Source organism: Sphingomonas sp. BL-S-30 (assembly GCF_055521475.1).
The window spans coordinates 4769337-4791694 of sequence record NZ_CM145481.1; the positions used below are offsets into that span (position 1 = coordinate 4769337).

18 protein-coding genes and 1 tRNA gene are annotated in these 22358 nt (G+C 67.5%); 15 read left to right on the top strand and 4 right to left on the bottom strand.

Annotated features, from left to right (window positions below; all coding sequences use genetic code 11):
* The 7 genes from trbJ (at window position 1) to ACZ1I5_RS22450 (ending at window position 5534) form a co-directional block, all read left to right on the top strand.
* Window positions 1–741 (top strand): P-type conjugative transfer protein TrbJ, encoded by a 741-nt coding sequence (gene trbJ / locus ACZ1I5_RS22420; protein ID WP_465171437.1) that lies wholly within the window; start codon window positions 1–3, stop codon window positions 739–741.
* A 113-nt stretch (window positions 742–854) separates the two neighbouring features.
* The gene (gene trbL, locus ACZ1I5_RS22425; RefSeq protein ID WP_465171439.1) at window positions 855–2159 is read left to right on the top strand and encodes a P-type conjugative transfer protein TrbL; all 1305 of its coding nucleotides are present in this window, start codon (window positions 855–857) and stop codon (window positions 2157–2159) included.
* Window positions 2159–2962 (top strand): conjugal transfer protein TrbF, encoded by an 804-nt coding sequence (gene trbF / locus ACZ1I5_RS22430; protein ID WP_465171440.1) that lies wholly within the window; start codon window positions 2159–2161, stop codon window positions 2960–2962. The genes trbL and trbF overlap by 1 nt, the downstream gene beginning before the upstream one ends.
* Window positions 2959–3906 carry a P-type conjugative transfer protein TrbG gene (trbG, locus tag ACZ1I5_RS22435; protein ID WP_465171441.1) on the top strand — a complete coding sequence of 316 codons (948 nt, stop codon included), beginning with the start codon at window positions 2959–2961 and terminating at the stop codon, window positions 3904–3906. The genes trbF and trbG overlap by 4 nt, the downstream gene beginning before the upstream one ends.
* Window positions 3903–5126: a TraB/TrbI/VirB10 family type IV secretion system protein gene (locus tag ACZ1I5_RS22440; RefSeq protein ID WP_465171442.1), complete on the top strand. Its 1224-nt coding sequence runs from the start codon at window positions 3903–3905 to the stop codon at window positions 5124–5126. The genes trbG and ACZ1I5_RS22440 overlap by 4 nt, the downstream gene beginning before the upstream one ends.
* Window position 5127: 1 nt before the next feature.
* The gene (locus ACZ1I5_RS22445; protein ID WP_465171443.1) at window positions 5128–5340 is read left to right on the top strand and encodes a DUF2274 domain-containing protein; all 213 of its coding nucleotides are present in this window, start codon (window positions 5128–5130) and stop codon (window positions 5338–5340) included.
* The gene (locus ACZ1I5_RS22450; protein WP_465171444.1) at window positions 5337–5534 is read left to right on the top strand and encodes a helix-turn-helix domain-containing protein; all 198 of its coding nucleotides are present in this window, start codon (window positions 5337–5339) and stop codon (window positions 5532–5534) included. The genes ACZ1I5_RS22445 and ACZ1I5_RS22450 overlap by 4 nt, the downstream gene beginning before the upstream one ends.
* Window positions 5535–5697: 163 nt before the next feature.
* On the opposite strand, the gene ACZ1I5_RS22455 is transcribed toward ACZ1I5_RS22450, so the two are convergent.
* Window positions 5698–6099 carry a MerR family transcriptional regulator gene (locus tag ACZ1I5_RS22455; RefSeq protein ID WP_465171445.1) on the bottom strand — a complete coding sequence of 134 codons (402 nt, stop codon included), beginning with the start codon at window positions 6097–6099 and terminating at the stop codon, window positions 5698–5700.
* A 63-nt stretch (window positions 6100–6162) separates the two neighbouring features.
* On the opposite strand from ACZ1I5_RS22455, the gene ACZ1I5_RS22460 reads away from it, so the two are divergent.
* From ACZ1I5_RS22460 to ACZ1I5_RS22470, 3 genes are read left to right on the top strand one after another with little or no spacing between them, the layout of a single operon-like run.
* Window positions 6163–6813 (top strand): cation efflux transmembrane domain-containing protein, encoded by a 651-nt coding sequence (locus ACZ1I5_RS22460; RefSeq protein ID WP_465171446.1) that lies wholly within the window; start codon window positions 6163–6165, stop codon window positions 6811–6813.
* A gap of 17 nt (window positions 6814–6830) precedes the next feature.
* Window positions 6831–7979, top strand: coding sequence for an efflux RND transporter periplasmic adaptor subunit (locus tag ACZ1I5_RS22465; protein WP_465171447.1), 1149 nt, complete (start codon window positions 6831–6833; stop codon window positions 7977–7979).
* A gap of 1 nt (window position 7980) precedes the next feature.
* Window positions 7981–11187, top strand: coding sequence for an efflux RND transporter permease subunit (locus ACZ1I5_RS22470; RefSeq protein WP_465171448.1), 3207 nt, complete (start codon window positions 7981–7983; stop codon window positions 11185–11187).
* 19 nt (window positions 11188–11206) lie between these two features.
* Here ACZ1I5_RS22470 and ACZ1I5_RS22475 read toward each other — a convergent pair whose 3' ends face one another.
* The 3 genes from ACZ1I5_RS22475 to ACZ1I5_RS22485 all read right to left on the bottom strand — a co-directional run bounded on the left by ACZ1I5_RS22475 (window position 11207) and on the right by ACZ1I5_RS22485 (window position 13417).
* Window positions 11207–11812, bottom strand: coding sequence for a tyrosine phosphatase family protein (locus ACZ1I5_RS22475; RefSeq protein WP_465171449.1), 606 nt, complete (start codon window positions 11810–11812; stop codon window positions 11207–11209).
* A gap of 90 nt (window positions 11813–11902) precedes the next feature.
* On the bottom strand, window positions 11903–13165 hold the full coding sequence (locus ACZ1I5_RS22480) for a tyrosine-type recombinase/integrase (protein WP_465171450.1): 1263 nt from the start codon (window positions 13163–13165) through the stop codon (window positions 11903–11905).
* 165 nt (window positions 13166–13330) lie between these two features.
* Window positions 13331–13417, bottom strand: a tRNA-Leu gene (locus ACZ1I5_RS22485).
* A gap of 98 nt (window positions 13418–13515) precedes the next feature.
* On the opposite strand from ACZ1I5_RS22485, the gene ACZ1I5_RS22490 reads away from it, so the two are divergent.
* The 5 genes from ACZ1I5_RS22490 (at window position 13516) to ACZ1I5_RS22510 (ending at window position 22323) form a co-directional block, all read left to right on the top strand.
* Complete coding sequence (locus ACZ1I5_RS22490) at window positions 13516–14445, top strand: complex I NDUFA9 subunit family protein (RefSeq protein ID WP_465171451.1); 930 nt, start codon at window positions 13516–13518, stop codon at window positions 14443–14445.
* Between the two features lie 56 nt (window positions 14446–14501).
* A complete protein-coding gene (locus tag ACZ1I5_RS22495) occupies window positions 14502–15305 on the top strand; it encodes an undecaprenyl-diphosphate phosphatase (RefSeq protein WP_465171452.1) in 804 nt (267 codons plus the stop codon).
* A 162-nt stretch (window positions 15306–15467) separates the two neighbouring features.
* Window positions 15468–16910: an NAD(P)-dependent oxidoreductase gene (locus tag ACZ1I5_RS22500; RefSeq protein ID WP_465171453.1), complete on the top strand. Its 1443-nt coding sequence runs from the start codon at window positions 15468–15470 to the stop codon at window positions 16908–16910.
* Complete coding sequence (gene gltB / locus ACZ1I5_RS22505; protein WP_465171454.1) at window positions 16907–21427, top strand: glutamate synthase large subunit; 4521 nt, start codon at window positions 16907–16909, stop codon at window positions 21425–21427. The genes ACZ1I5_RS22500 and gltB overlap by 4 nt, the downstream gene beginning before the upstream one ends.
* Window positions 21428–21645: 218 nt before the next feature.
* A complete protein-coding gene (locus tag ACZ1I5_RS22510; protein ID WP_465171455.1) occupies window positions 21646–22323 on the top strand; it encodes a glutathione S-transferase family protein in 678 nt (225 codons plus the stop codon).
* The last annotated feature ends 35 nt before the right edge of the window (window positions 22324–22358 follow it).

The window sequence follows — 22358 nt, forward strand, 5'->3', positions numbered from 1 at the left end:
ATGCGTATCCTCACCCGCAAGAACCTGATCGCGACGACGCTGGGCCTCGGCGCCCTGGGCTCGCTGACGATGGGCTTCGCGACCAGCGCACACGCGCAGATCACGGTGTTCGACCCCACCAATTACAGCCAGACCGTCCTGACCGCGGCGCGCACGCTCCAGCAGGTCAACAACCAGATCCAGTCGCTCCAGAACGAGGCGCAGATGCTGCTCCGGCTGGACAGGAACCTGAAGGGCATCGCCTTTCCGCAGCTCCGGGCGCTGCTCGACAAGCTCGACGGCATCGACCGGCTCATGAAGCAGGCCCAGAGCGTCGACTTCGAGGTGGACCAGCTCGAGGCCAGGCTGAAGTCGCTCTATCCGCGCAGCTTCGATCCCGCCTCTACACGCGACCAGCGGCTGCAGGCGGCCCGTGCGCGCTACGACGCGAGCACCGATGCCCTGCGCCGGACGATGACCGTCCAGAGCGGTATCGTGCAACAGGCGCACGAGGATGCCGAGGCGCTGGCCGAGATCGCGGCACACAGCCAGGGCGCCGAGGGCGCGCTCGCCGTCGGCCAGGCAACCAACCAGCTGCTCGCGCTCACCGCCAAGCAGGGCATGGCCCTCCAGCAGATGATGGCCGCGCAGTTCCGCGCCGACGCGCTCGAGAAGCAGCGCCAGCTGACCGAGTCCGAGGCGTCGCGCGCCGCGACGCGCAAGTTCCTCGGCACCGGCACCGCCTACACGCCCCGGCAATAGCGAGACCGGCCGCGGCGGACCAAGCCCCCTGCCGCCGCGGCCGCAGCCCGCGGGGCCCGGCCACCCGCTCCCCCTGGCCGAGCCCCGCGGCACCCAGATCCAAGGAAGAACCCGTGAACGACCTCAACGTGATCGACCGGTTCATGGCCGACTTCATCCGCTACATCGATAGCGGGTTCGGCCTGCTCGGGCCCGATGTCGGCTTCCTGACATCCGTGCTGATCGGCATCGACATCACGCTCGCCGGCCTGTTCTGGGCGATGGGCGGCGAAGACGACATGATCGGCCGCTTCCTCAAGAAGATCCTCTATATCGGCGTGTTCGCGCTGATCCTGAACCGCTTCTCCACGCTCGCCGACATCATTTTCCGCTCCTTCGCCCAGGCAGGGTTGACCGCCGGCGGGGGAACGCTCTCCGCCGACGACCTGCTTCGCCCGGGCCGCCTCGCGGGCACCGGATTCCAGGCCGCTTGGCCATTGCTCGACCAGGCCAGCGACCTGCTCGGCTTCACGACCTTCTTCGAGAACTTCATGACGATCATGGTGCTCCTGATCGCCTGGGTGATCGTGATCGTCGCCTTCTTCATCCTCGCCGTGCAGATGTTCGTCTGCATCCTCGAGTTCAAGCTGACGACGCTCGCCGGGTTCATCCTCGTGCCGTTCGCGCTGTGGAACCGGACCAGCTTCCTCGCCGAGCGCGTGCTCGGCAACGTCATCTCCTCGGGCATCAAGGTGATGGTGCTCGCCGTCATCGTCGGCATCGGCTCGGGCTTCTTCACCGAGTTCGCCTCGGCGCTCCAGGGCAAGGAGCCCGATATCGGCCAGGCGATGAGCCTGGTGCTCGCCAGCCTCGCATTGTTCGGCCTCGGCATCTTCGGGCCGGGCATCGCCTCCGGGCTCGTCTCCGGCGCGCCGCAGCTCGGCGCCGGCTCGGCGGTCGCGACCACGGCGCTCGCGGCAGGCGGCCTCGCGGTCGCCGGCGGCGCGGGCATGGCTGCGGCGAAGGGCCTGGCCGGTGCCGGGCTCGGCGCGATCCGGGCCGGCACCTCGATGGGGTCTGCCGCGTCGACCGCGTACAAGCTCGGCCAGGAAACTTCCGGCTCCAAGTCGGTCGCGGCCGGCATGGGCGGTGTCGCGACCGCCGCCCGCGGCGCGCTCGCCCAGCGCATGGGCGGCGGGCTCGGGCTCCGCGCCGCAGCCGGCGAAGGCCAGCGCGCCGCCTGGAATGCCGGCACGACGGGCGCGCAGGCGAACCCCGGGGGAGCGCCGGCTCCTGCGTCTACCGCCATGCCGGGTTGGGCGCGCGACCTCCAGAACACGCAATCCCGCCGTCACCATCGCCAAGCGGCGATCCACGCCCTCCAGGGTTCGGATCGCGGCGGCGGCGGCGCGACCCCCGACATCAAGGAGAAGGACTGATGCGCTTCAAACGTGCCGTCCAGCGCTACGGGCGCACGGACGAACCCGAGACACCCTACCGCCGCGCGGGCCAGCTCTGGGACGAGCGGATCGGCTCCGCCCGCGCCCAGGCGAGCAACTGGCGGCTGATGGCGTTCGGCGGGCTGGCGCTCACCACCGGCCTGTCGGGCGCGCTGGTCTGGCAGTCGATGCAGAGCCGCGTCGTCCCCTATGTCGTTGCGGTCGACAGCCTCGGCCAGGCCCAGGCAGTATCCCCCGCCACCGCCGAATACCGGCCGACCGACCCCCAGCTCGCCTGGTTCCTGGCGCGCTTCGTCACCGATATCCGGGGGCGGTCGCTCGACGCGGTGCTGATGCGGGAGAACTGGCTCCAGGCCTATGACTTCGCGTCGAAGCGCGGCGCCATCTTCCTCGGCGAATATGCCCGCTCGGCGAACCCGTTCGCCGACGTCGGCGACAGGACCGTCTCGGTCCAGGTGACCAGCGTGGTCCGGGCGTCCGCGACGAGCTTCCAGGTGAAATGGTCCGAGCGCGCCTATGACCGCGGGAGCCTCGCGGGCACGTCGCGCTGGACCGCGATCGTCACCGTCCTGCTCAAGCCGCCGCGCGATGCGGACACGCTGCGCAGGAACCCGCTCGGCCTCTATGTCGACGCGATCGACTGGAGCCGCGAGCTCGAGACCCCGGCCGACCATGCACCGGGCACGGCGACGCCCGTGCCGGATCCCGGCGTGCCCAGCGGATCGCCGCTCGATCCCCGCCTCGGCCAGCCCTCCCAAGCCCAACCGGAGAACCGTCCATGAACCGCATCCTGCTTGCGGCGAGCGCGCTCGTCGCGATGCCCGCCGTCGCGCAAACCTCGCCGCCCCAACCACCCCAGGCCGCCACGGCGAGTCCCAGCCCGCCGCCGGTCGCGACCGCCATCGCTCCCTCCTCGACAGTGCCCCCCGTGGCACCGCATCGCCACAAACCGTCGCCGGCTGAACTGCGGGTTCGCACGGCGAATGCGAAGGCGACCCAGGAGCCTGCGGCCCCGGCCTTCGTCAACGCCGTGCAGGTCTACCCCTATGGCGAGGGCATCCTGTACCGCCTGTTCGCCGCGCCCGAGCGGGTCAGCGACATCGCCCTGCAGCCCGGAGAGGCGATCGTCTCGGTGGCGGCGGGCGACACGGCGCGCTGGACCGTCGGCGACACGACCAGCGGTTCCGGCGAGAGCAGGCGCGTCCATATCCTCGTGAAGCCGTTCGCCGCCGGGCTCTCGACCAACCTCGTCATCACGACCGATCGGCGCGCCTATCATCTGCAGCTCGACAGCACGCCGGCCACCGCCATGGCCGCCTTGTCCTGGACCTATCCGCAGGACGAGATGATCGCGATCCGTCGCCAGCAGGCGTCGGCGGAAGCGGCAAGGCCGGTCGCTTCGGGCCTCGCTGTCGAGCAGCTGAACTTCGGCTATGCGGTGACCGGCGACAGGCCTGCCTGGCGGCCGCTGCGCGCATTCGACGACGGGCGGCAGACGTTCGTCGAATTCCCGGCGAGCGTCGGCGTCGGCGAGGCACCGCCGCTGTTCGTCATCGGCGACCGGGGCGATGCCCAACTCGTCAACTACCGCATGTCCGGCCGCTTCTATGTGGTCGACCGGCTGTTCGACGCCGCCGAGCTTCGCCTCGGCGGCAAGAAGCAGGCGGTGGTGCGCATCAGCCGGGCCGGCGCCGACCGGAGCCGGCGGCAGCGGAGGGCATCATGAGCGAGACCGTGCCCGCCGCGGCGACCTCGCCCAAGCTCGACCCCGAGACGCTGGTGCTGCGCGGCCGCCCGAGCCGGATCATCCGCTTTCGCCGCGGCGCGATCATCGCGATCGCGGCGCTGGGATCGACCGCGATCGTCGGGGTCACCTGGGTCGCGCTCAAGCCCGCGACCTTCCGGATCGTCGCCGGCGCCGAGGACCAGAAGGACATCGCCAACCATGCGCCCGACGACGCGCTCGCCGGCGCGCCGAAAAGCTATGGCGACGTGCCCAGGCTCGGGCCGCCGCTCCCCGGCGATCTCGGGCGCCCGATCCTGCGCCGGCAGGAGGCACTGGGCGGGCTGCCGTCTGCTGGCCCCTCGGACCAGGCCGCGCAGGCGGCCGAAGCCGAGCGACAGCGGCTTGTCGCCGAGCGCAAGACGGCCCGCGAATCCGGCATCATGATGCAGCTCGGCGCTGCCGAGCACGCAACCGATGCTGCTCCAGCTTCCGCTGCACCGGCCGCGGTTCCGGCGCGGGAGGCGCCATCAGGGACGATCGCGGTCGATCCGGCGCGAGATCCGGGCAGCCAGCAGCGCAAGGCCGACTTCCTCGCCGGCAAGGATCAGACCGGCGACGTCAATCCGCATGCGCTGGCGGCACCGCCATCACCCTACACGTTGAGTGCGGGCAGCATCATCGCCGCCAGCCTGATCACCGGTCTCAACTCGGACCTGCCCGGGCTCGTCACCGCGCAGGTGACCGAGAACGCCTATGACAGCGCTACCGGCCATATACTGCTGGTTCCGCAGGGTGCCCGGCTGATCGGAAGCTACGACAGCGTCGTGGCCTATGGGCAAAGCCGGGCCCTGGTCGTCTGGCAGCGCATCGTCCTGCCGAACGCCAGCTCGATCCGGATCGACAACGTGCCCGCGACCGACATGGCCGGCTATGCCGGCCTTGCCGACAAGGTCGATGCCCACACTTGGCAGTTGCTCAAGGGCGTGGCGCTGTCGACGCTCCTCGGCGTCGGCACCGAGCTGAGCCTGGGCGACAGCGAAAGCGACCTCGTCCGCGCGATCCGCGAATCCGCCCAGCAGGGCACGTCGCGCGCCGGCGACCAGATCGTCACCAAGAACCTCACCGTCCAGCCGACCATCAAGGTGCGGCCCGGCTGGCCCCTCCGCGTCGTGGTGCACAAGGACATCGTCCTCGCGCCATGGCCCGGGCAGGAGCAATGACATGCCCGACCTCAAGCTCGCGCAACTTCCCGACCGCACGCCGGTCAAGCTCGGCATCTCGGTGATGCCGGACCTGCACCAGGCGCTCAACGACTATGCCGCGCTCTACGCCCAGGCTTATGGCCGGGAAGAGCCGGTTGCGGATCTCATCCCGGCGATGCTCGCGGCATTCCTCGAAAGCGATCGCGCCTTCAGCAAGGGGAGGTCGAAATGAGCCTCGGCATACCACCGGAGGAGGTGAACCTCGAGCCGATCAGCGTGCGGATCTCCACCGCCGTGAAGCTGACCGGCATCTGCCGCTCGACCATCTACGAGCTCATCGGCGATGGGACGATCGAGACGGTCAAGATCGGGCGATCGACCTTCATTCTCTATCCGAGCCTGAAGCGATTATTCGAGCGGAGCTGATGAGCAAGCTGCACGGCCTAGCCTGCCCGTCGCGTCGCGGCGTTCTCAGCGCGCATGGGGCGCGAACAGGATCACGCTCGCGCCGACGAGACAGAGCGCCAGGCCCAGAACGCAAAGCAGCCGGCGATTTCCGCCAGCGCGGCGGCGGCGTAGATGACGAAGGTCACGCGCGAACGACGGTCGGTGCGAGCGCCTCGATGATCCGGCAGTCGGCGATGGTCGACTGCGCGCAGCTATCGAGGCGTCGCACCAGCTCGCCGCGCAAGGCCTGCAGGTCGGCGAGCTTGCGGTCGATCTCGGCGACATGCTCCACGGCGATCGCATCCACCTCGGCGCAAGGCGAATCCCGGTCGTCGGCAAGGCGAAGCAACGCGCGCACCTGATCAAGCGTGAAACCCAGGTCGCGCGAGCGGCGAATGAAGGACAGGCGATCGAGATGCGACTGCTCATAGACCCGGTAATTGGCGCTGCTGCGCGCAGGCGCGGGGATCAGCCCTTCCGCCTCGTAGTAGCGGATCGTCTCGACCTTGGTGTGGGTCGCGCGGGCGAGGTCGCCGATTTTCATGCTTGACCCTCTAGTGGCTTGAGGGTCCATGGGCGAGTCCGTTCAACAATCGAGACGGACCCGATGGCAGACGACTGCTGCTCCCGAAAAGGCGACACGATCGCCGAACTAGGCCGAAAAGCCGAGCAGCGGCGCGTGCTGAGCATCGTGATGATCATCAACTTCGTCATGTTCGCGGCCGAGTTCGGCGGCGGCCTGGCTGCGCGTTCTTCGGCGCTGATGGCGGACTCGGTCGACATGTTCGGCGACGCGGTGGTCTACGCGCTCAGCCTCTATGCGCTGAACCGCGGGCCGCGCTGGGAAGCGGGAGCGGCGCTGGCCAAGGGCGGTATCATCCTGCTGTTCGGGATCGCGGTGATCGTCGAGATCGCCGACAAGATCGCGAACGGCGTGCCGCCTTCGTCCGGCCTAATGCTCGCGTTCGGCAGCCTAGCCCTGGCCGCCAACCTCACCTGCCTCGCGCTGCTGTGGCGGTTCCGGCGTGAGAACGTGAACATGTCGAGCACCTTCGAATGCTCGCGCAACGACGTGGCGTCCAACATCGGCGTGCTGGCGGCCGCCGGTCTCGTCGCCTTCACCGGCTCCTACTGGCCGGACATCGCGGTCGGGGGGATCATCGCGGTCATCTTCCTGCGATCCGCATGGCGCGTGCTGCGCGCCGCGATACCGGCGTGGCGCGACGCGCGGCCGGGGTCGTCGGATGTATTGCGATGAGCGCCAAGGAAATCGGAATGACAAGACCTGCTCTCATCGCGCTCGCGCTGCTGCTCTCGGCGTGCGGTGCATCGTCAGTCCCGGATAACGCCACGGACGCCAAGGCCGATGCACATGGCGAAGAGGCGCATGGCGAGGAAGGCGTCGTTCCGCTGACGCCGCAACAGATCGCGACCGCCGGCATCGAGCTGGTCCATCCGACGATGGGCAGCAGCGGCGGCGCGATCGAGCTGCCGGGCCAGATCGAAAGCGATTCCGACGCCACCCGCGTCGTCGCCGCGCCGATCGAAGGGCGGATCGTTGCGCTGACCCGCAATCTCGGCGACGTCGTCCGCAAGGGCGAGACGCTGGCGATCATCGAGAGCCGCGAGGCCGCCTCGCTCCATGCCGAAGTCGAGAAGGCGCGAACGCGGCTGGAGCTGGCGCGCGCCACGCGCAATCGCGACGAAGCGCTCTACACGCGCGGGTTCCGGCCCCTGCGCGAAGTCGAGATCTCCCGCGCAGCCTATGCCGAAGCGGAGACCAGCCTCCGCCTGGCGCGCCAGCAGGTCGCCGCCTCGGGCGCGAAAGGCGGCAGCCTCAATCGGATCGTCATCACCGCGCCGATCTCGGGGAGCATCATCGCTCGCACTGCCGTGCTCGGCCAGGTGTTCATGGCCGATGCCGCGCAGACCGAGCTTTTCCGTATCGCGGACACGGGCCGGCTGAGCGTCACCCTGTCGCTGTCGCCGGCCGATGCGGCGCGCGTCACGCCTGGCACCGTTATTGAGATTACAGCCGCCGGCCGACGCGCCTCCGCGCGCATCGGCTTCGTGTCGCCGGCACTCGATCCCGAGACCAAGCAGGTTCCGGCGATCGCCCGGCTCGACAATCACGGCGGCCAGTGGCGCGTCGGCGAGACGGTGCACGTGGCCGTGCAGCTTCCTGGCAGCGCCGGTGGCGCGGTACGCGTGCCGACCACCGCGGTGCAGACCGTCGAGGGCAAGACGGTCGTGTTCGTTCGCACAGGTAATGGCTTCCGTGCCGTGCCCGTGACGCTCGGCCGCCAGGACGGCGCGATGGTGGTGGTTACGGGCGGCCTCGTCGGTACGGAGCAGATCGCCGCAGCCAACAGCTTCACGCTCAAGTCCACCCTCGGCGCAGCCGAAGCCGGGCACGACGACTGACATGATCGATCGCATCGTCACCTGGGCCGTCGACAAGCGCTGGCTCGTCCTGCTTCTGACGCTGATCGCCGCCATCGTCGGCGGCATCAGCCTCTACCGGCTGCCGATCGATGCGGTGCCCGACATCACCAACAACCAGGTGCAGGTGAACGTCCTCGCGCCCGCGTTGTCGCCCGAGCTCATCGAGAAGCAGGTCGCCTTCCCGATCGAGACCGCGCTGGCTGGTATCAAGGGGCTGGAGAGCACGCGCTCGCTGAGCCGCAACGGCTTCGCGCAGGTGACGGCGGTATTCAGTGACGCCACCGACATCTATTTTGCACGCGCCCAGGTACAGGAGCGGCTGACCGCGGCGCAGGAAACGCTGCCCCCCGGCGTGCGGCCCGAGATGGGGCCGATCGCGACGGGGTTGGGCGAGGTCTATGTCTGGACACTGCGCTATGCCGAGCGTGCGCATGAGCAGCACCGCCCGGGCGAGCCGGGCCTCCAGCCGGACGGCAGCTACATTACGCCAGAGGGCGACAGGCTGGCGAACGAGGCGGACAAGGCGACCTATCTCCACACCGTGCAGGACTGGATCGTCGCGCCGCAGATCAAGACGGTCGACGGCGTGGCCGGGATCGATTCGCTCGGCGGATACGAGAAGGAATATCTGGTCGTCCCCGACGTCCAGCGCCTCGCCGCTCTGAAGATCTCGCTGGCCGATCTCGCCACCGCGCTGGAGCGCAACAACGTCGCGACCGGCGGGGGCACCGTGAACCGGGGCGGCGAAGGTCTTGCCGTGCGCGCCGATGCGCGCATCCGCAGCCTCGCGCAGCTGCGCGACCGAGTGATCGTGACGCGCGAGGGCGTGCCGATCACACTCGGCCAGGTCGCCGAAGTGCGGCTCGGCCAGGGCGTCCGCATGGGCTCGGGATCGGAGAATGGGCGCGAGGTGATCACCGGCACCGCGATCATGCGGATCGGCGAGAACAGCCGGACGGTCTCCTCGGGGGTCGATGCGAAGCTGAAGGTGATCGCGCCGTCGCTGCCGCGCGATATCGTTATCGAGCCGGTGCTCGACCGTACCAAGCTGGTCGATGCCACGATCACGACCGTGGCGCGCAATCTCGCCGAGGGCGCGCTGCTGGTGATCGCGGTGCTGTTCCTGCTGCTCGGCAATTTCCGCGCGGCATTGATCGCGGCGCTTGTCATCCCGCTCACCATGCTGATGACCGGCTTCGGGATGCTGCGTGTCGGCGTGTCGGCGAATCTGATGAGCCTTGGCGCGCTCGATTTCGGCCTGATCGTCGATGGCGCGGTCATCATCGTCGAGAATGCCCTGCGGCGTATCGCCGACCGGCAGCATGTCGAGGGCCGGCCGCTGCTCCTGTCCGAGCGGCTGGAGGCGGTCGCAGCGGCCGCGCGCGAGATGATCAAGCCCTCGGTCTATGGGCAGGCGATCGTCATGCTCGTCTATGTGCCGCTGTTGACGCTCAGCGGCGTCGAGGGCCGGACCTTCGAGCCAATGGCGCTGACCGTGATCATCGCGCTGGCCTTCGCCTTCGTATTGTCGCTGACCTTCGTGCCGGCGGCGATCGCCTGCATGTTGTCGCGGCCGGTCGCCGAGAAGGAGAACCGCATCATCGCCTGGCTGCGCCGCCGCTACGAGCCAGGGCTCGACCACGCGCTTCGCCGGCCCAGGATGGTGATCGGGTTCGCGCTTGGCGCGGTGGCGCTGGGCGGCGCGACCTTCGCGACGCTCGGCCAGGAGTTCCTGCCGCAGCTCGACGAGGGCGATGTACTGGTCTCGGCGTTCCGCGTGCCCGGCACTTCGGTCGAGCAGAGCCAGAAGATGCAGTTCCAGATCGAGCGTGCGCTAGCCGGAATGCCCGAGATCAAGACTGTGTTCTCGCGTACGGGCACCGCCGAGGTCGCATCGGATCCGATGCCGCCCAACGCCACCGACACCTTCATCATGCTCAAGCCACGCGCGCAGTGGCCAAATCCTTCCGAGATGAAGCCGGCCGTGGTCGAGCGGATCGAAGCGCGGCTCGCCCAGGTGCCGGGCCATGCCTATGAGGTGACCCAGCCGATCCAGATGCGGTTCAACGAGCTTATCGCCGGCGTCCGCTCGGACATCGCGGTCAAGGTGTTCGGCGAGGACTTTGGCGAGATGAATGCGACCGCGGGCCGCATCGCCGCAGTGCTGCGTCGCATCCCCGGTGCCGAAGACGTGAAGGTCGAGCAGACCGAAGGCCTGCCGATGCTCGATATCGCCTATGACCAGGACCGGGCGAGCCGGGTCGGTGTCTCCGCGCAGGATGTGGCGGATACCGTCTCGACCGCGGTCGGCGGGCGCGAGGCCGGCCGCATCTACGAGGGCGATCGCAGCTTCCCCGTCGTGATCCGCCTGGCCGACACCACGCGCGCCGACCTCGAATCGCTCGGCCAGATCCCGGTGGCGACGCCCACGGGCAGCTTCGTGCCGCTTGCCAGTGTTGCCGCGATCCAGATCATCGACGGACCCAACCAGATCGGCCGCGAGAACGGCAAGCGCCGCGTCGTCGTCCAAGCGAACGTGCGCGGGCGTGATGTGGCAAGCGTCGTGGCCGAGGCGCGGGCGGCCATAGGGCGCGACGTGCAGGTTCCGGCGGGCAGCTGGCTCGAATGGGGCGGCCAGTTCGAGAATCTCGCCTCGGCGCGCGACCGCCTCATGCTGGTCGTGCCGGCCTGCTTCGCGCTGATCCTGTTGCTGCTCTACGGCGCGCTCAGGAGCGTTCGGGACGCGGCGATCGTGTTCACCGGCGTGCCGCTGGCACTGGTCGGCGGTGCGCTCGCACTGGCACTGCGCGGCATGCCGTTCTCGATCTCGGCGGCGGTCGGGTTCATCGCGCTTTCCGGTATTGCCGTGTTGAACGGGCTGGTGATGCTCACCTCGATGCAGAAGCTCGCGCTGGAAGGCTATGATCCCAAGGCTGCCGCCCGCGAGGGGGCGCTTGCGCGGCTTCGGCCAGTCGCGATGACCGCGCTAGTCGCCAGTCTCGGCTTCCTGCCGATGGCGCTCGGGCACGGCGCCGGCGCCGAGGTGCAGAAGCCGCTCGCGACGGTCGTGATCGGGGGGCTCGTCAGCGCGACATTGCTCACGCTGTTCGTGCTGCCGGCGCTCTACGCCAGATGGGGGCACCCCCCTTCACGCGCACACGGGAGCGAAGCTAGCCCGTCCGAGTGACCGGATTGCCAGCTCCTTTTCAGGGCGACTGCTGCTCCTGCCCTTCGATCGGAGGGACCCGCGCATATAGATGCGGTGCGCTGCGGACGAAGGCGACCCGATCCCGGCGGGCCTTCTGAACGCGCGGGGTTCGCGCTTCCCATTCGGCCACTGCGGACACCAGCGCGCCATCTCTGCCCAGAATGTCGTCCGCGAGCTTCACGACGACGAGATTCGGCGTCGCCTCCGGCCGAATCTCCAGCAGTTGGGTCAGGGCTCTCGCCTCGCTACCGTTCCCGAGGCGCGAAGCCAGGATCGCGAGCCCGATCCCCGCCGACCTGCCTACGCCGTGATAGCAATGCACCAGCAGGGAGCCCGCCTTCTGCACCTGCGCGAAGGCGAGCGCATCGGAAACCTGCTGTCGCGTCGCCACGCGAATTCCGAGGCTATCGTCGTCGACATCCTCGAATTGCAGCACCAGATGCGCCGGCATCGGCTGCGCCGAGAAACGCAGTCGATCCGGCAATCGGCACCCGGGATCCTCCAATGTGATGACGGCGTCGTAGCGGCGCTTGTGCTTCCTGGCCTGAGCAAGGCTCGAGATCGCGATGCCCCCTGCTTCAGGCGCTTTCAGTGGCGTGGACATGATGACTCCATGACCTGATTCCGATTGTTGTTTCATGGACGCGGCATAAGGCGCGCTCGCCAAGCCATCGGGGCCCTGCGGAACCGTTGATCATCGCCCTCGCGCGCTTCGATGGCCGAAATCGACGGTCACCACCTTGCCGTCGCCCGTCGGTTTGACGCCATCGTCTCCCAGGCGAAGCTGGTCGAGATAGTCGGACCAGTGCTGCATCATCCGCACGCGCTCCTCCCAATATTGTCCGCGCGCATAGGCGCGTCGCACGCCGTTGTTCTCCATGTGCGCGAGCTGCCTCTCGATGGCATCCGGATTCCATAGTCCCATCTCGTTGAGCAACGTCGCCGCCATCGCGCGGAAGCCGTGCGCGGTCATCTCGCTGCCGCTATAGCCCATCCGCCGAAGCGCGAAGGTAACGGTGTTTTCCGACATGGGGCGCTTCCAGGTATGGGAAGCCGGGAAGACATAGGGGCTGTGACCGGTCAGCGGCCGTATCTCATCGAGCAGGTCGAGCACCTGCCGCGACAGTGGCACCTGATGCGGCCAGCGCATCTTCATCTTCTCCGCCGGGATGGACCAGACGGCGCGATCGAGGTCGAACTCGCTCCATTCGGCCCGGCGCAACTCCCCGGGGCGCACGAAGACGTGCGGCGTCATCCGCAGCGCGAGCTTCGTGATCGCGTAGCCGGGGCAATCGTCGATGTCGCGGAGGAGCTTGCCCACTTCCTTCGGGCGCGTGATCGCGGCGAAGTGCTTGGTCTTGGGGACGATGATCGCGCCCCGCAGGTCGCGGGCGACGTCGACCTTCGCTCGCCCCGTGGCGATACCGTATCGGAAGACGCGGCTGATCACGCTGCGCATCCGCCGCGCGCTCTCATAGCGGCCGGTCGCCTCGATCTTGCGCAGGACCGCCAGCACTTCCTGCACCTCGATCTCGTGGAGCGGGAGATGCCCGAGAAACGGATAGACCTTCTCCAGCAGCCAGCGCACCTTGCTGAGCGTCACCTCGGCCCGCTCCTCGCGGGTGATCTTGACGAACCATTCCTCGGCGACGCCCTTGAAGGTGATGTTCTCGTCGATCTGTGCGCGAAGCTTGCGACGCTGCTTCTCGACAAAGGGGTCGATGCCGTCGGCCACCATCTTTCGTGCGGAATCGCGCTTGTCGCGCGCCTCGGCGAGGCTGACTTCCGGCCAGACACCGAGGGCGAGCGCCCGTTGCTTGCCGAGGAATCGGTAGCTCAGGCGCCAGTATTTGGCGCCGTTGGGCATCACCAGGAGGTAGAGGGATCGACCGTCGCCGAGCTTGTAGGCCTTGGCCCGGGGCTGGGCGTTCCTGATCGCGAGTGCGGTAAGAGCCATGTTGGTATCTCCGTCCGAAAACGGGTGGATCCAGGGCCGGAATAGACCAACAAAAGCGTTGGTATCTCGGCGGACCCGCCCAAATCTCGTCGGAAAGATATTTGGAAAAAGGCTTTTTACCCAGCCACTTACGCGACGCTCATGGACGTCACCGGACTGGGAAAATGGTGCCCAGAAGAGGACTCGAACCTCCACGGCCTTGCGACCGCCAGCACCTGAAGCTGGTGCGTCTACCAATTCCGCCATCTGGGCACGGGGTAGGGCGCGGGCCTTAGGGGACGCTTGTGCGGCTTGTCAACTCGGGTGTCGCGCGGCATGGGGGCGGCTCACGCATGGCAAGGCACTGAGGCATGAAGAACAGGCTGGTTACGCTGATCGGCGGCGGAGGTTTTCTCGGCCGCTATGTCGCGCAGGAACTGCTCGCCGCCGGCGCGCGCCTGCGAATCGCGCAGCGCGATCCGCGCGAGGCGCTGTTCCTGAAGCCGCTGGGCGGCCTCGGTCAGACCCAGTTCGCCGCAGTCGACGTGCGCAAGCCCGCCAGCATCGCGCGGGCGGTGCAGGGTGCCGATGCGGTGGTGAACCTGGTGGGCGTGCTCAAGGGCAATTTCCAGGCGGTGCATGTCGACGGCGCACAGGCCGTCGCCGAAGCCGCAGCCGCGGCGGGCGTGCCGGCGCTGGTGCACGTCTCCGCGATCGGCGCCGATCCCGCGAGCCCGTCGGCCTATGGCCGCTCCAAGGGCGAGGGCGAGGCGGCGGTGCGTGCTGCCTTCCCGGCGGCGACGATTCTGCGGCCGTCGCTGATATTCGGCCGCGAGGACCAGTTCGTGAACCGATTCGCCGGCATGATCGCCTTGCCGGTGGTGCCGGTGCTGCGCGCGGGCGTGAAGCTCCAGCCGGTCTATGTCGCCGATGTGGCGCGGGCCGTGGTCAACGCGCTCGGCGGCGAGGGCGCGCAGGGCAAGACCTTCGAGCTGGGCGGTCCCGACGTCCTGACCATGGGCGCGCTGATTAGCTGGATCGCCCGCGCGGTCGGCCGCGAGCCGTCGATCGTCGAGGTGCCGGATGTTGTCGGCGGCCTGATCGCGATGGGGGGCTTCCTGCCCGGCGCGCCGATCACGCGCGACCAATGGCAGATGCTGCAGCAGGACAATGTCGTCGCGGCGGACGCCGAAGGGCTTGCCGCACTCGGCGTGTCGCCGACGCCGATGGATGCGGTCGCGCCGGCCTGGCTCGTGCAATATCGCCGTCATGGACGATTCGGAACGCGCGCCGCCGCGTGACCTGATTCTGGCCGGGTAATCAGTCGCGGCAGGCCGCCGCAAAAGGGGGAATGCGCGTGGACCTGATCATCATCATCCTGCTCGGTATTGTCGAGGGGGTGACCGAATTCCTCCCCGTCTCCTCGACCGGGCATCTCATCCTCGCCGGGCGGCTGTTCGGCCTGCCCCAGGCGGATGCGACCTTCGACATCGTCATCCAGCTCGGCGCGATCCTGGCGGTGGTGGTGCTGTTCTGGGGACGCTTCATGGGCGTGTTGCAGGGGCTGCTGAAGCGCGATCCGGGTGCGATCCATTTCACCCGCAACGTCCTGCTCGGTTTCCTGCCTTCGGCGGTGGTCGGTGCGCTGGCTTATGGCTCGATCAAGGCAGTGCTCGAGGCACCGGTGATCGCGCCGATCGTGGTGTGCGTCGCGCTGATCGTCGGCGGCGTGCTGATCCTCGTTATCGAGCGGCTGTCGAAGCGCGTCACCGCCGCCTCGGTCGAGGCGATGACCTGGCGGACCGCGCTCGGCATCGGCGTCATCCAGTGCGTCTCGATGATCCCCGGCGTCAGCCGTTCGGGGGCGACGATCATGGGGGCGCTGATGCTCGGCGTCGATCGCGAGACGGCGGCGGAATATAGTTTCTTCCTGGCGATTCCGACCATGCTCGGGGCGACCACGCTCGCGCTCTACAAGGGGCGGCATGAACTGGGCGACGCACACCTCACCGCGATCGCGATCGGCTTCGTCGTGTCGTTCATCGTCGCGCTACTGGTGATCCGCTGGTTCGTCTCCTTTGTCGGCAGGCATGGCTTTGCGCCCTTTGCCTGGTACCGAATCATCGTTGGCGCCGCGGCGCTGGCGTGGTTGTTGATATAAGGCCGATACGGAACAAATATACACAGTCACATTTGGAAAAGAGGTCAACGCAGCAATAAATGCGGCGAAATAGGACAGTGTAGCTTACCTATATAGCGGATTCTTCGTGACATTCACCTGGAGAAACGCTAGCGCCACCTCGATTTTACGAGGCGGGCGAGCATGGCTGACGGCAACACATTGAAGTTCGTGGACCGGGCACAGTCCTATCCGGGCAAGCGCCCGGCCAAGCCGCGCGCGGAGGATTTCCGCGAGATCGCCGATCGCTATGCGCCGACCGCCGCCGAGGAACAGGCCGGGCGCTGCTCGCAATGCGGGGTGCCCTATTGTTCGGTGCATTGCCCGCTGCACAACCATATCCCCGACTGGCTGCGCCTGACCGCCGACGGGCGGCTGCGCGAGGCCTATGAGCTGAGCAATGCCACCTCGACCATGCCCGAAATCTGCGGCCGCATCTGTCCGCAGGACCGGCTGTGCGAAGGGAATTGCGTGATCGAATTCTCCGGGCACGGCGCGGTGACGATCGGATCAGTCGAAAAGTTCATCACGGACACCGCCTGGGAAGAAGGCTGGGTCGAGCCGCTGGTGCCGGGTCCGTCGCGCGGCCAGTCGGTCGGCGTGATCGGGGCCGGGCCGGCCGGGCTCTCCGCCGCGGAATATTGCCGGGTGATGGGCTATGATGTGCATGTCTACGATCGGCACGATCGGGCGGGCGGTCTGCTGACCTATGGCATTCCCGGCTTCAAGCTGGAGAAGCATGTCGTCACGCGCCGGGTCGATCGGCTGAAAGCCGGCGGCATCGTGTTTCACGAAAGCTTCGAGGTCGGCCGCGATGCGACCTTGGACCAGCTGCGCCAGCGTCACGACGCGATCCTGATCGCGACCGGCGTCTACAAGCCCCGCGCGATCAAGGCACCGGGCGTCGGCAGCGCGGGCGTGGTCGAGGCGCTCGACTATCTCACCGCATCCAACCGCAAGGGCTTCGGCGACGCGGTGCCGGACTTCGACAATGGCAAGCTCGATGCCGCCGGCAAGAATGTCGTGGTGATCGGCGGCGGCGACACGGCGATGGACTGCGTCCGCACGGCGATCCGCCAGGGCGCGACGTCGGTGAAGTGCCTGTACCGCCGCGACCGCGCCAACATGCCGGGGTCGCAGCGCGAGGTCGCCAATGCCGAGGAGGAAGGCGTCGAATTCGTCTGGCTCTCCGCACCCCAGGCATTCGACGCGGGCGAGGCGGTGACGGGCGTGCACGCGACGAAGATGCGGCTCGGCGCCCCCGACGCGAGCGGCCGCCGCGCGCCCGAGGCGGAGCCCGAGAGCGGCTTCACGCTGCCGGCCGACCTGGTGATCAAGGCGCTCGGTTTCGACGCCGAGGAACTGCCGGCGCTGTTCGGTGCGCCGGAACTCGGCGTGACGCGCTGGGGCACGTTGCTGGTCGACAACAAGACCTTGATGACCTCGCTCGATGGCGTGTTCGCGGCGGGCGACATCGTGCGCGGCGCGAGCCTGGTGGTGTGGGCGATCCGCGATGGCCGCGATGTCGCGACGACGATGCACAGCTGGCTGAAGGCGAAGGCCAAGGCAGGGAAGAAGGCGGCATGACCAAGATGGATACCGAACGCGCCCGCCTCGCCGAGGTCGGCATGTACCGCCCCGAATTCGAATCGGATGCCTGCGGCGTCGGCCTGGTCGCCGCGACTGACGGCACGCCGTCACGCCGCGTCGTCCAGTCGGCGATCGATGCGCTGAAGGCCGTGTGGCACCGCGGCGCGGTGGATGCCGACGGCAAGACCGGCGACGGCGCCGGGCTGCATGTCGACCTGCCGGTCAAGTTCTTCGACGACGCGATCAGCGCCTCGGGCCACAAGACCATGTCCAACCGGCTCGCGGTCGGCATGATCTTCCTGCCGCGCACCGATCTCGGCGCGCAGGAGGATTGCCGGACGATCGTCGAGAGCGCGATCATCGAGGAAGGCTATACCATCTATGGCTGGCGCCAGGTGCCGGTCGACGTGTCGGTGATCGGCCAAAAGGCGCAGGCGACCCGCCCCGAGATCGAGCAGATCATGATCGCCGGGCCGCTGCCGGAGGAGCAGAGCGCCGCCGAGTTCGAGAAGAATCTCTATCTCGTCCGCCGCCGGATCGAGAAGCGCGTGATCGCGGCGCAGATCCAGGGTTTCTACATCTGCTCGCTGAGCTGCCGATCAATCATCTACAAGGGCCTGTTCCTCGCGGAGAGCCTTTCGGTCTTCTATCCCGACCTGACCGACCAGCGCTTCGAAAGCCGCGTCGCGATCTTCCACCAGCGCTATTCGACCAACACCTTCCCGCAATGGTGGCTGGCGCAGCCGTTCCGCTGTCTTGCGCACAACGGCGAGATCAACACGATCCGCGGCAACAAGAACTGGATGCTCAGCCACGAGATCAAGATGGCGAGCCTCGCGTTCGGCGAATATTCAGAGGACATCAAGCCGGTGATCCCGGCCGGTGCGTCCGACACCGCCGCGCTCGACGCCACCTTCGAGGCGATCTGCCGCTCCGGCCGCGACGCGCCGACCGCGAAGCTGATGCTGGTGCCCGAAGCCTGGGGCCCGAAGGGCGAGATGCCCAGGGCGCATCTCGACATGTACAAATATCTCGCGAGCGTGATGGAGCCGTGGGATGGCCCGGCTGCGCTGGCGATGACGGATGGCCGCTGGGCAGTGGCGGGCATGGACCGCAACGCGCTCCGCCCGCTGCGCTACACCCGCACCTCGGACGGCCTGCTGATCGTGGGTTCGGAGAGCGGCATGGTGGTCGTGCCCGAATCGACCATCATCGAGAAGGGCCGGCTCGGGCCGGGCCAGATGATCGCGGTCGACCTGGACCGGGGCGTCCTGTTCAAGGACCGCGAGATCAAGGACCAGATCGCCGGCGAGGCCGATTACGCGACGATGATCGGCAATTTCCTGGGCGTGAACGATCTGCCGCCGGCACCGAGCGATTCGACCGTGCGGTTCGAGCGCGCCGACCTCACCCGCCGCCAGGTCGCGGCGGGGCAGACACTCGAGGACATGGAGCTGATCCTGTCGCCGATGGTCGAGGGCGCCAAGGAAGCGATCGGGTCGATGGGCGACGATACGCCGCTCGCGGTCATCTCGGACAAGCCCCGGCTGATCAGCCAGTTCTTCCGGCAGAATTTCAGCCAGGTCACCAACCCGCCGATCGATTCGCTGCGCGAGCGGCACGTGATGTCGCTCAAGACCCGTTTCGGCAATCTCGCCAACATCCTAGACACCGAGGACCGGCGCGACGGTGTGCTGGTGCTCGATTCGCCGGTGCTGACCGGGGCCGACTGGGCGCGGCTGAAGAGCTTTTTCGGGCCGAAGGTCGCCGATATCGACTGCACCTTCGAAAGCGGCGGCGGGCCCGAGACGCTGCGTGCCGCGATCGCGCGCATTCGTGCCGAGGCCGAACAGGCCGTGCGCGAAGGCAAGAGCGAGATCTTCCTGAGCGACATGAACATCGGGCCGGACCGGGTCGGCATTGCCGGCGTGCTCGCGGCGGCGGCGGTGCACACCCATCTCGTCCGGCGCGGCCTGCGCTCCTATGCCAGCATCAACATCCAGACCGCGGAATGCCTCGACACGCATTATTACGCAGTGCTGATCGGCGTCGGCGCGACGACGGTGCATGCCTATCTGTCCGAAGCGTCGATCGTCGACCGGCACCAGCGCGGGCTGTTCGGCGACCTGAGCATCGAAAAGTGCCTCGCCAACCATCGCCATGCGGTCGACGAGGGGCTGCTCAAGATCATGTCGAAAATGGGGATCGCGGTGATCTCCAGCTATCGCGGCGGCTATAATTTCGAGGCAGTCGGGCTGTCGCGCAGCCTGGTCAACGATCTCTTCCCGGGCATGCCCGCGAAGATCTCGGGCGAAGGCTATGCCTCGCTGCATCTCAACGCGGCGCTCAGGCACGAAGCCGCCTATGACGAAGTGGTGGTGAATCTGCCGATCGGCGGCTTCTACCGCCAGCGGCATACCGGCGAGACGCATGCCTATTCGGCGCAGCTGATGCATTTGCTGCAGACCGCGGTCGCGACCGACAGCTATTCGACCTATCTGCAATTCTCGCGCGGGGTGGAGGCGCTGCCCCCGGTCTATCTGCGCGACCTGTTCCAGTTCAACTACCCCAATGAGGGTGTGGCCATCGACCAGGTCGAGGCGATCACCGAGATTCGCAAGCGCTTCGTCACGCCGGGCATGTCGCTCGGCGCGCTCAGCCCCGAGGCGCACGAGACGCTGGCGATCGCGATGAACCGCATCGGCGCCAAGGCCGTGTCGGGCGAGGGCGGCGAGGATAAGGCGCGCTACGCGCCTTATCCGAACGGCGACAATGCCAATTCGGGTGTGAAACAGATCGCGTCGGGCCGGTTCGGCGTGACGGCTGAATATCTCAACGCCTGCGACGAGATCGAGATCAAGGTCGCGCAGGGTGCCAAGCCCGGCGAGGGCGGGCAGCTGCCCGGCTTCAAGGTGACCGAGTTCATCGCCAAGCTCCGCCACGCGACGCCCGGGGTGATGCTCATCTCCCCGCCGCCGCATCACGATATCTATTCGATCGAGGATCTGGCGCAGCTCATCTACGACCTGAAGCAGATCAATCCGGTCGCGCGCGTCTGCGTGAAGCTGGTCTCGTCGGCCGGTATCGGCACCGTCGCGGCGGGCGTCGCCAAGGCGCATGCGGACGTGATCCTGGTGTCCGGCCATGTCGGCGGCACCGGCGCTTCCCCCCAGACCAGCATCAAATATGCCGGCACGCCGTGGGAAATGGGCCTGAGCGAGGTCAACCAGACTCTGACGCTCAACGGGCTGCGCGGGCGGATCAAGCTGCGGACCGATGGCGGGCTGAAGACTGGACGCGACATCGTGATCGCCGCGATTCTGGGCGCCGAGGAATTCGGCATCGGCACGCTCAGCCTGGTCGCGATGGGCTGCATCATGGTGCGGCAATGCCATTCCAATACCTGCCCGGTCGGCGTGTGCGTCCAGGACGAGCGGCTGCGTGCCAAGTTCACCGGTACGCCGGAAAAGGTCATCAACCTGATGACCTTCATCGCCGAGGAAGTGCGCGACATTCTGGCCCGGCTGGGCTTCAAGAGCCTGGATGAGGTGATCGGCCGCACCGAGCTGCTGCGGCAGGTCAGTCGCGGCGCCGAGCATCTCGACGATCTCGATCTCAATCCGATCCTCGCCAAGGTCGATGCGGATGACGACCAGCGGCGCTTCAGCCTGTCGGCGTGGCGCAACGAAGTGCCCGACAGCCTCGATGCGCAGATGATCAAGGATGCGGCAGCGGTGTTCTCGCGCGGCGAGAAGATGCAGCTGACCTATTCGGTGCGCAACACGCACCGCGCCGTCGGCACGCGGCTGTCGAGCGAGATCACGCGCACCTTCGGCATGTCGAAGCTGGCCGACGGGCATGTCCATGTCCGGCTGCGCGGCGCCGCCGGCCAGTCATTGGGCGCGTTCCTGTGCAAGGGCATCACGCTCGAAGTGTTCGGCGATGCCAACGACTATGTCGGCAAGGGCCTGTCGGGCGGCATCATCGCGGTGCGCCCGGTGGTGAGCTCACCGCTCGCCAGCCAGGACAACACGATCATCGGCAACACCGTGCTCTATGGCGCGACCTCGGGCAGCCTGTTCGCGGCGGGCCAGGCAGGCGAGCGTTTCGCGGTGCGCAACTCCGGCGCGACCGTCGTGGTCGAGGGCTGCGGCGCGAACGGGTGCGAATATATGACGGGCGGCACCGCGGTGGTGCTGGGGCCGGTCGGCGCGAACTTCGGTGCCGGCATGACCGGCGGTATGGCCTTTGTCTATGACGCCGACGGCAGCTTCGAACGTCGCGCCAACCCGGAGAACATCGTGTGGCAGCGCCTGTCGTCGATGCATTGGGAGGCAGTGCTGCTCAACCTGGTGCGCGCGCACCATGCGGCGACCGACAGCAAATGGTCGGCGGCGCTGCTCGACGATTGGGGCCGGGCGATCGACCGCTTCTGGCAGGTCGTGCCGAAGGAAATGCTGACGCGTCTGGCGCATCCGTTGGACGACCGGTCGGAGATGGTGGCGGCGGAGTAGGCGCCGGGACGCCCAGTTTGTGTTCCCGCGAAGGCGGGAGCCCAGGCTGGGTTCCCGCCTTCGCGGGAACACAAGTGGCCGGGCTCGGTTTTCGTCGATAGCCAGTATCGACGGAAGGATTGCGGTTTCGGGATGGGTTTAGACGATCGCCACCGCCTCGACCAAATCGTCCGTCATCATGCCTTCCCCCGCCCGGCCTGTCGGCCTAACAGAGCCATATGTGGCAGCTTTATCAATTCCCCCTGTGCCCCTTCTCGCGCAAGGTCCGGCTCCTGCTCGGTGAAAAAGGCGTCGGGTACGATCTCGTCCTGGAGAATCCGTGGGACCGACGCGACGAATTCCTCGACATGAATCCGGCCGGCCAGGTGCCGGTCATGGTCGATCCCAAGCGCAATATCCTGCTCATGGATTCGATGGCGATCTGCGAATATCTCGAGGAGACGGTCGACAAGGCGGCGATGATCAACGGCACCGCGGTCAACCGGGCCGAGATCCGCCGGCTGGCCGCATGGTTCGATACGCAATTCTTCCAGGACGTGACCGCCCCGCTGCTCGGCGAGCGGATGATGAAGCGGATCGTGACCAGGGACGCCCCCGACGCGCGCGTGCTGCGCGAAGCGATGAAGGCGGCCGAGCGTCATCTCGACTATACCGATTACCTGCTCGACCATCACAACTGGGTGGCCGGCGCGACGATGAGCCTGGCCGATCTCGCCGCCGCCGCGCAGATCTCGGTTGCCGATTATCTCGGCGGAATCGACTGGAAGGGGCATGAGCAGACGGCGCGCTGGTATCGCGGCTTCAAGAGCCGGCCGAGCTTTCGTCCATTGCTGTCCGAACGGATGACGGGGATCAACCCGCCCAAGGAATATGACGACGTGGATTTCGACTTCTAGGTCTGATCCGGCCGGGAGCGGGGTCGTTCCGGTCG

Coding starts and splice junctions, on each gene's coding strand:
- ACZ1I5_RS22445 (WP_465171443.1), top strand. CDS start 5,128: ATGCCCGACCTCAAGCTCGCGCAACTTCCCGACCGCACGCCGGTCAAG.
- trbJ (WP_465171437.1), top strand. CDS start 1: ATGCGTATCCTCACCCGCAAGAACCTGATCGCGACGACGCTGGGCCTC.
- ACZ1I5_RS22460 (WP_465171446.1), top strand. CDS start 6,163: ATGGCAGACGACTGCTGCTCCCGAAAAGGCGACACGATCGCCGAACTA.
- ACZ1I5_RS22475 (WP_465171449.1), bottom strand. CDS start 11,812: ATGTCCACGCCACTGAAAGCGCCTGAAGCAGGGGGCATCGCGATCTCG.
- ACZ1I5_RS22450 (WP_465171444.1), top strand. CDS start 5,337: ATGAGCCTCGGCATACCACCGGAGGAGGTGAACCTCGAGCCGATCAGC.
- ACZ1I5_RS22470 (WP_465171448.1), top strand. CDS start 7,981: ATGATCGATCGCATCGTCACCTGGGCCGTCGACAAGCGCTGGCTCGTC.
- ACZ1I5_RS22510 (WP_465171455.1), top strand. CDS start 21,646: ATGTGGCAGCTTTATCAATTCCCCCTGTGCCCCTTCTCGCGCAAGGTC.
- ACZ1I5_RS22465 (WP_465171447.1), top strand. CDS start 6,831: ATGACAAGACCTGCTCTCATCGCGCTCGCGCTGCTGCTCTCGGCGTGC.
- trbG (WP_465171441.1), top strand. CDS start 2,959: ATGAACCGCATCCTGCTTGCGGCGAGCGCGCTCGTCGCGATGCCCGCC.
- ACZ1I5_RS22500 (WP_465171453.1), top strand. CDS start 15,468: ATGGCTGACGGCAACACATTGAAGTTCGTGGACCGGGCACAGTCCTAT.
- gltB (WP_465171454.1), top strand. CDS start 16,907: ATGACCAAGATGGATACCGAACGCGCCCGCCTCGCCGAGGTCGGCATG.
- ACZ1I5_RS22480 (WP_465171450.1), bottom strand. CDS start 13,165: ATGGCTCTTACCGCACTCGCGATCAGGAACGCCCAGCCCCGGGCCAAG.
- ACZ1I5_RS22455 (WP_465171445.1), bottom strand. CDS start 6,099: ATGAAAATCGGCGACCTCGCCCGCGCGACCCACACCAAGGTCGAGACG.
- trbF (WP_465171440.1), top strand. CDS start 2,159: ATGCGCTTCAAACGTGCCGTCCAGCGCTACGGGCGCACGGACGAACCC.
- ACZ1I5_RS22440 (WP_465171442.1), top strand. CDS start 3,903: ATGAGCGAGACCGTGCCCGCCGCGGCGACCTCGCCCAAGCTCGACCCC.
- ACZ1I5_RS22490 (WP_465171451.1), top strand. CDS start 13,516: ATGAAGAACAGGCTGGTTACGCTGATCGGCGGCGGAGGTTTTCTCGGC.